Raw genomic sequence first — 7668 nt, 5'->3', positions numbered from 1 at the left:
ACCCTCCTCCTCAAGCTCCGGACCGGCTGAATACGGCTGGCTGGGGAGAAGAGCGCGGGTGCTGGGCCCGGCGGTTGAGGGCGAGACCTCGGTGGCACGGTACGAGTGAGCGTGCCCCCCGTAAAATCGACTGCACTGTGTCTGACTCCACCCGCACCCACGAAACGCCCCGGCCCGCTACCCGCGACGAGCAGGCCACCGGTCACACCCTTGGCGAACGGCCCACCGGCCACGCCCTCGGCGACCAGCCCACCCGGCCTGTCACCGGCGAGCAATCCACCAGCCATGGCCCCGACGAACCCGCCACCGACTCCACCACCCCGACCTCCTCCCTCCGCCACACCCGGGCCAAGGGTGAGCCCCGGTTTCCCGATGGGCCGAAGGCTGATCCCGCTGGGGCGCACTTCGAGCGGCGGATTCGGAGTTTTCAGCCTCGGCGGAGTCGGGTGACGGCGGGGCAGGCCGATGCGTTGCAACGGCTGTGGCCGGTGTGGGGACTCGACATCGATGGGCGGCGGACGCTCGATCTGGCCGAGTTGTTCGGGGACACCAATCCCGTGGTGCTGGAGATCGGGTTCGGGATGGGGGAAGCCACCGCGCAGATGGCGGGGGCCGACCCGGAGACGAATGTGCTCGCCGTCGATGTGCACACCCCTGGGCAGGGCAATCTGCTCAATCTCGCTGAGCGGGACGGGCTGTCCAACATCCGGGTTGCCAACGGGGACGCGATCATCCTGTTGCGCGAGATGCTCCCGCCCGACTCCCTCGACGGGCTGCGGGTCTACTTCCCGGACCCCTGGCCCAAGAAGCGGCACCACAAGCGGCGGCTGATCCAGCCGGAGTTCCTTACGCTGGCCGCCACCCGGCTCAGGCCGGGGGCGATCGTGCACTGCGCGACCGACTGGGAGCCGTACGCCGAGCAGATGCTCGAGGTGCTCACCGCGCACCCCGACTTCGAGAACACCCAGGCCGACGGCGGTTACGCCCCACGTCCCGGCTTCCGGCCGCTGACTCGTTTCGAGGGCCAGGGACTGGACAAGGGTCATGTGGTGAACGACCTGCTCTTCCGGCGCGTACAGCACAGGGACGTACCGGCCGTACCGGCCCAGGAGCACCCCGGAGGGCAGCCCGACCAGTCAGAGCACTCCACCCGACAGCCAGAACAGCCCCCCACCGGCGCCTGACCAGTCCGCGCCGAGCGCCCGCGAGGCACCACCGAGTACGACCCCCACCTCACGCGGCACCGTCGCGGGCGGCGCCCCTCCCTCGTTAGGGTCGATGCCGTGGCCACCTTTCCCCCGTATCCGACGTACCCCAGCGGACCCGCCGGCCCCGGCGGTCCCGTCGGCGGTGCGCGGCGTCCCGCGCACTGGTGGCAGAGGAAGTGGGTGCGGTACGGGGCACTGATCACGCTGCTCACGCTCTCCGGGCTGGTCATCCTCGCCCTTGTCCGCGAGCAGACCGGCACCGAAGGGTTCCTGGTAGGACTCGGGCTGGCTGTGCTGCCCGTACCGCTGCTGATAGCGGCGTTCCGCTGGCTCGACCGGGTCGCGCCCGGGCCCTGGCGGAACCTGCTCTTCTCCTTCGCCTGGGGCGCGTGCGCGGCGGCGCTCATAGCCATCGTGGCGAACAGTTTCGCGACCAGGTGGATAGCCACCGCGACCGCTGATCCCACCAGCGCCGACACGCTCGGTGCGACCGTCATAGCGCCCGTGGTCGAGGAGACCGCGAAGGCGGCCGCGATCTTACTGATCTTCCTGTTCCGCAGACGGGACTTCACCGGGATCGTCGACGGAGTGGTGATAGCCGGGGTCACCGCCACCGGCTTCGCGTTCACCGAGAACATCCTCTACCTCGGCACGGCCTTCGGCACCGACCAGCTCAGCGGCGACAGTGGGCTCGCCTCCGTCACGGCCGCGACCTTCTTCGTCCGCGTGATCATGTCGCCGTTCGCGCATCCGCTGTTCACCGTGCTCACGGGCATCGGCTTCGGGATCGCGGCGCTCTCCGCGGACCGGCACCATGTGCGGCGCGTCCTCCTTCCCCTCTCCGGGCTGCTGCTCGCGATGGGCATGCACGCACTGTGGAACGGCTCGTCGGCGTTCGGGGAGTTCGGGTTCTTCGCGGTGTACGCGGCGTTCATGGTGCCCGCGTTCGGGCTGCTGACCTGGCTGGTCATCTGGACGCGGCAACGGGAACTGCGGACCGTACGGGACGAGTTGCCCGCGTACGCGGTCGCCGGCTGGCTGACGCCGCCCGAGCCGTACGTCCTCGGCAACATGAAGGCACGGCGGCTGGCCCGCGAGTACGCCGGGCACCACTTCGGGCGGGACGCGGCGCGTTCGGTCGCCGAGTACGAGGCGTACGCGACCTCGCTGGCCTTCCTGCGGCACCGGGGGCGGCAGGGCCGGGCGAACGCCGATTTCGTCGTACGGGAGCGGGAGCTGCTCTTCGAGCTGTGGCACCGGCGCGAGATCGCCCGGCCCTCGCTGGCGTACGCGGCGCGCGCGACGGCGCCGGTGCCCATGCCGATGCCGATGCCTCCGGCGGCCTGGCCGGGCCATGGGCACGGGAACGGGTACGGGTACGGGAACGGGAACGGAGGCGGGTACGGCGGGTACGTGCCGATGTACGGCGCGGTGCACGGCTCCGGGGGCGGCCCGGCGGCGACCCATCCCGCGTACAACCCGTACCAGTCCTAGTTCGGGCACCTGTACCTGTACCCGTACCCGTCCTGGTCCGGGGCCTGCGGACGGTTCGGCACCGCCGGTCGGACGCGCGTCAGCTGCCCGCCGACGCCTCCGTCAGCTTCGTGAGCTCGTCCTCCGTGAGTGTCAGCTCCCCCACCGCCACCAGCGCCGGTATCTGGTCCACGGTCCGCGCGGACGCGATCGGGGCGGCCACCGTCGGCTGGGGACGCGAGCCAGGGGAGGGCGCCCGTGGCGGCCTCCGCCCCGCGCGCGCCGGCGGTCTCGTCCAGGGCCGTCAGGACACGTACGCCCTGCTCCTGCTCCTCCAACGCCTTTGGCGGGCGTACGGATTCCGCACGCCCGCCAAGGGTTCATAAAATCCGGGAGAGATCACCTCACCTGCTCCCGGAAGACTCAGTTGCAAGCCCTCGTCAGACTCCGGGGTAGCCCCGTCAGAGTCAGAGACAAGTCCTCGTCAGGGGTTGATCCCCTTGCTCCGCAGCCACGCCGCCGGGTCGATACCCGTGCCGCTGCCGTCGGGGTGGACCTCCAGGTGGAGGTGGGCGCCTGTGACGTTGCCGGTGGCTCCGACGCGGCCGATGACGTCGCCGGTCGCGACCTTCTGGCCGACGCTGACGCTGATGGAGGACTGGTGCGCGTACCAGATCTCCGTGCCGTCGTCGAGGGTGAGCACCGTCTTGTAGCCGTACGACCCGTCCCAGCCGGCCTGCGTGATCGTGCCGCTGTGGACGGCCTTGATCAGCGTGCCCGTGGGGGCGGCGAAGTCGAGTCCGGTGTGGTAGCCGGAGGACCAGTAGGAACCGGCCTGGCCGAACTGGGACGTGATCGTGTACGAGGACGTCGGCAGCGCGTACTGCTTGGCGAGCTCGGCGAGGCGCTCCGCCTCGGCCTTCCTCTCGGCCTCCTCCTCCGCCTTCTTCTTCTCGGCGGCGGCCTTGGCCTCGGCCTCCTCGCGCTCCTTGGCGGCGAGCTCGGCGGCCTTCTTCTCGGCTGCGGCCTCGGCGGCGGCCGCGGCGGCGGTGGCGACCGCGTCCTCCTGCGACTCGACCTGCTGCATGATGCGGGCGCGCAGCGCCTCACCGGCGTCGGAGGCGCCCTCCGCGGTGTCGGCGGTGGTCAGACCCGCGGTGCTGAGCGGGGTGGAGGAACCGGTCGGCTCGTCCTCGGATTCGAAGACCGAGCCGACGTTCGGCATGTCGGGCATCGAGATGGACACCGGCGGCTTGCCGGTCTGCGCGGTGGCCATGCCACCCGCGCCGACGGCGGCTATGACGCCGACGCCCAGAACGGTGGAGCTACGGGCGAGTCCGCCACGCTGCTTGGCGACGCGGTGCCGGCCGCGGACGGGGCGAATGGACTCCTCAGTGGGGTTCCACTCCTGCCAGGGGCCCTCGTCCTTGCTGTTGTAGCTGCCGTAGCCGAAGGTCTCGCTGTCGCCGCCGCGTTGGCGGGGCACGGACGGGGCTTCGGTCGCAGGCCGGTTTGACGCCACGTGGGCGTACTCCTTTCCTTCCTTTCGCCTACCGGGTTAGCTGACGGGTTCGGAGCAGGAAGGTCTCCTACGCGCGTAAACCAACCATGCTTCCACGGTGGCTTCCGCGCGATTCACCCCAGGGTGGTGGTTCCCCGGTTCCCTACGGGATTCGGCGCGTGCGCGCGGAGCCGCCTCTTGTGACGGCTGGGACGACCGCGCTGCGTTATCGAACGTTAATAGACGCAGGGGTCGTATTCCAAGCTGTTCTTGGTGATCGATCTGCCTTCTGCGCTGGACTTTCGGGTCACGGAGGGCCTAATTCGGGCGAGTTGACCTCACCTCATGCGTCACAAATATTCTGACGGTACGTCAGATGCTAGGCGGAGAGGGGCCATGCGAACACGGTCGGTGACTGCGATCGTGTAGGAGTCGTGAACGATCATGCGCGGACCACGTCGTCGTACGGCGTCGCGATCGTCGTACGGCGTCACAGCGGTCCGGCGTCACGGCCGCCGTACAGCATCACGGCCGCCGTACGGCCAGGAGCGCCATGTCGTCCATCGCTCCCCCACCCGTGTGCCGCTCCACCTCGTCCACGAGGGTGGCCAGCAGGGCGCGCGGCCCGGAGAAGGTCCGCCCGGACAGCCGTTCGGCCGGGTCGTAGAAGACACCCCGCGCGTCCCGGGCCTCGGACAGCCCGTCCGTGTACAGCAGCAGCGTGGCCCCGCCCGGGAACCCGATCTCCTCGGCGCGGTCGGGCCAGGGGCCCAACTCGCCCATTCCGAGCGGCAGTGCGGGCTGCCTCGGCTCGAGCGCCCGCAGCGAGCCGTCCGCGCGCAGGAGCAGCGGCGCGGGGTGGCCGCGGTTGACGATCCGTACGGTGCCGTCGCCGTGCGGGAGTTCCACGAGGACGGCTGTGGCGAACTCCTCGCGCGCGTCGGTTCCGCCCCGCCGCGTCCCCTCCCTGGTGAGCGCCCGCTCCAGCCGCTGTGCGACGGCCTCCAGGGTCGCCTCCTGTTCGGCTGCCTCCCGGAAAGCCCCGATGACGACGGCCACGGCGGCCACGGCCTCCATGCCCTTCCCCCGCACGTCGCCCACGACGAGCCGTACGCCGTGCGGGGTGTTCTGTACGGCGTACAGGTCGCCCCCGATGAACGCGTCGGCCTGCGCGGCCTCGTACCGGGCGGCGATGTCGAACCCCCCGATCGCCTCCACGGGTTCCGGCAGCACGGCCCGCTGCGCCGTCTCGGCGATCTCGCGCGCGGAGGCGAGACGGGCATCACTGCGCCGTACCAGCCGGTTGATGACGACGGCCAGCACGGCGACCGTGGCCACGGTGACGATCCCGGTGACGTCGTCGGCGTCCATGCGGTACTGGAGACTGACCGCGAGCGCCGCCAGGAAGGAGACGACTCCGATGGCCACCGTGCCGGCCAGGGGGTAGAGGGGGGCGGCGAGGAGGGGTGCCGCGGTGAAGAAGGGAATCGGGGTGAAGCCCCGGGGCGTGAAGTGGTCGTAGACGACCCCGGCGACGACGAGCAGCACGGGCAGGACATGGACGAGCAGTATGGGCAGGGGCTGCGCCAGGGCGCGTACGCAGGAGAGCCGGGCGGCCTCGACGGGGTGACGCATCGTGGGAGGGCGTACTGCGGGAGGGCGCACGGCAGCAGGGCGCGTCGGTCCCGTCCGGGCCGGCCCGTCCCCCGTTCCGGGACCGGGAACGGGTTTCTCCGGAAAACGCGCACCACCTCGCTGCCCCACCTGTCCAGGCTTCCCGAAGGGGCCGGTGAGGGCGAGTGGGCGGGGGCCGAGTGAGTTAGGCGGCCGGCGGGTGCCACGTGGGTGCCGAGGCCGGCAGGAGCTGCGGGCGGCCGGGACGGGTCGTCCGAGGCGGTCGGCTCGCTGGAGGCGGTCGGCTCGCTGAAGGCGGTCGGCTTGCTGGAGGCGGTCGGCTCGTCCGGGGCGCAGGCCGCGCAAAGCAGCGGCGGATGAGGCGGAAACGGCGGAAGAGGCGGAAGCAGCGCGGGTGCGGCGGAAACGGCGGAAGATCAGCCCGCCGAGAGCTCCGTCAGGTCGGCCAGATCCGCCAGCGGCAGCGTGTGCTGGGTCTGGAGGACCTTCGCCCGCAGGTAGCGGACGTTGTGGGCTGTGGTGAAGACGCCCGTGGGCACGCGGGTGCGGACCTTGACGCCGAGGTCCCGCAACTGCTGGGCCTTGTCGGGGTTGTTGGAGAGCAGGTCCAGGGCGTCGATCCCGAGGGCCCGGAGCATCTGCGCGGCCGCCGTGTAGTCCCGGGCGTCCTCGGGGAGGCCGAGGGCGGCGTTGGCGGCGTACGTGTCGAGACCCTCGTCCTGGAGGGCGTACGCGTCGAGCTTGTTGTAGAGGCCGATGCCCCGGCCCTCCTGGCGGAGGTAGAGGAGGACGCCACCCCGGTCGGCGATCTGCTCCACCGCCTCGCGCAGCTGCGGTCCGCAGTCGCAGCGGGCCGAGCCGAAGACATCTCCGGTCAGGCACTCGGAGTGCAGCCGGACCAGCGGGGTCGCGCCGGGCGCCGGGTCGCCGAGGACGACGGCCACGTGCTCCTGGCCGTCGGTCAGACCGTGGAAGGTGACCAGCTCGGCGTCCACGCCGTAGCCGTCGTGGAAGCGGAGCGGTACCCGGACGCGGGCGCGCGGGGTGGCGGCGGGGTAGTCGGACATACGGGACTCCGGTCCTGGGGTTGGTACAGGGTCGGACGCTCTGCTTCAGTTTTGAAGCACACCGTCCGCCGCGACTCTAGCCCTGCTTCAAAATTCAAGCAACCCCTTTGCGGGCCGACCCCTGGGTGGGGGCGGCTACCCGGACGAGCAGGACCGGCGCCGCCAAGGAAGCTCCTCGGGGGCCACCGCCTGCGGCCCGTCACCCTGGAGCGCCTCCTTGATGCCCGTACAGATCCGCTCCAGCTGCCCCACCTGCTCCGGGTCGAGATGGTCGAAGACCGCCTTGCGGACCGTCTCGACATGCCCCGGTGCCGTACGCTCCAGGAGGGCCATACCCTCATCCGTCAGCGCCGTGACACTGCCCCGCTTGTCCCACTTGCACGCCTCGCGCCGCACCGCGCCGTCCTTCTCCAGCCGCGCCACGACGTACGTCAGCCGACTGCGCGTGATCTTCAGGTACTCGGCGAGATCGGTCATCCGCATACGGCGCTCCGGCGCCTCGGAGAGGGCGGCCAGCACGGAGTAGTACAGGTGCGGCATGCCGGCCTCCTGCTGCAGCTGCCGGTCGAGCGCGTCCTCCAGGAGCAGCGAGGCGGCGATGTACGCGCGCCATGCACGCTGTTCCTCGGGGGTGAGCCAGCGGGTCGTCATACGGACAGTGTAGTTATTGTTTAAAAATTGAACCAGCTGACCGGCTGGTGGCCGGGCCGCGGCCGCCACCTGGTCGCGGCCGGGCCGCAACCGTCCACGGGTCACGCCCCCGTCGGCCACCTCCGGCCGCCCC

7 protein-coding genes, 1 pseudogene and 1 riboswitch are annotated in these 7668 nt (G+C 71.0%); of the genes and pseudogenes, 3 read left to right on the top strand and 5 right to left on the bottom strand.

Annotated features, from left to right (window positions below; all coding sequences use genetic code 11):
- Nucleotides 1–137: 137 nt before the first annotated feature.
- Both trmB and FNH04_RS37005 read left to right on the top strand, forming a co-directional pair.
- Nucleotides 138–1184, top strand: a complete 1047-nt coding sequence (gene trmB, locus FNH04_RS37010) for a tRNA (guanosine(46)-N7)-methyltransferase TrmB (protein WP_322724932.1) — start codon at nucleotides 138–140, stop codon at nucleotides 1182–1184.
- A gap of 99 nt (nucleotides 1185–1283) precedes the next feature.
- Nucleotides 1284–2702 carry a PrsW family intramembrane metalloprotease gene (locus FNH04_RS37005; protein WP_322724931.1) on the top strand — a complete coding sequence of 473 codons (1419 nt, stop codon included), beginning with the start codon at nucleotides 1284–1286 and terminating at the stop codon, nucleotides 2700–2702.
- A gap of 79 nt (nucleotides 2703–2781) precedes the next feature.
- Here FNH04_RS37005 and FNH04_RS48185 read toward each other — a convergent pair.
- The 3 genes and pseudogenes from FNH04_RS48185 to FNH04_RS36990 all read right to left on the bottom strand — a co-directional run.
- Nucleotides 2782–3055, bottom strand: a pseudogene (locus FNH04_RS48185) (aldo/keto reductase); the annotation flags it as partial.
- A gap of 110 nt (nucleotides 3056–3165) precedes the next feature.
- Complete coding sequence (locus FNH04_RS36995; protein WP_322724930.1) at nucleotides 3166–4203, bottom strand: M23 family metallopeptidase; 1038 nt, start codon at nucleotides 4201–4203, stop codon at nucleotides 3166–3168.
- Nucleotides 4204–4213: 10 nt separating this feature from the next.
- Nucleotides 4214–4370, bottom strand: a riboswitch (cyclic di-AMP (ydaO/yuaA leader).
- Nucleotides 4371–4707: 337 nt separating this feature from the next.
- A complete protein-coding gene (locus tag FNH04_RS36990) occupies nucleotides 4708–5817 on the bottom strand; it encodes a PP2C family protein-serine/threonine phosphatase (RefSeq protein ID WP_152790219.1) in 1110 nt (369 codons plus the stop codon).
- A 210-nt stretch (nucleotides 5818–6027) separates the two neighbouring features.
- Here FNH04_RS36990 and FNH04_RS46895 point away from each other — a divergent pair, with 210 nt between their 5' ends.
- Nucleotides 6028–6177, top strand: a complete 150-nt coding sequence (locus FNH04_RS46895; RefSeq protein WP_194236933.1) for a hypothetical protein — start codon at nucleotides 6028–6030, stop codon at nucleotides 6175–6177.
- 56 nt (nucleotides 6178–6233) lie between these two features.
- Here the strand turns inward: FNH04_RS46895 and FNH04_RS36985 are convergent, their stop codons facing one another.
- Nucleotides 6234–6884, bottom strand: coding sequence for a GTP cyclohydrolase II (locus tag FNH04_RS36985; RefSeq protein WP_152790218.1), 651 nt, complete (start codon nucleotides 6882–6884; stop codon nucleotides 6234–6236).
- A gap of 135 nt (nucleotides 6885–7019) precedes the next feature.
- Entirely contained in the window at nucleotides 7020–7535 is a 516-nt protein-coding gene (locus FNH04_RS36980; protein ID WP_152790217.1) for a MarR family winged helix-turn-helix transcriptional regulator, read from the bottom strand.
- Between the last annotated feature and the right edge of the window lie 133 nt (nucleotides 7536–7668).

Source organism: Streptomyces phyllanthi (assembly GCF_009377205.1).
Classification (GTDB): domain Bacteria; phylum Actinomycetota; class Actinomycetes; order Streptomycetales; family Streptomycetaceae; genus Streptomyces; species Streptomyces phyllanthi.
Note: the sequence above shows the minus strand (reverse complement) of the source record. Positions and strands in the feature narration are given on the sequence as shown.

Excerpts from the sequence above, each read along its gene's own strand:
- FNH04_RS36980 (WP_152790217.1), bottom strand. The coding sequence starts at position 7,535 with ATGACGACCCGCTGGCTCACCCCCGAGGAACAGCGTGCATGGCGCGCG.
- FNH04_RS36990 (WP_152790219.1), bottom strand. The coding sequence starts at position 5,817 with ATGCGTCACCCCGTCGAGGCCGCCCGGCTCTCCTGCGTACGCGCCCTG.
- FNH04_RS36985 (WP_152790218.1), bottom strand. The coding sequence starts at position 6,884 with ATGTCCGACTACCCCGCCGCCACCCCGCGCGCCCGCGTCCGGGTACCG.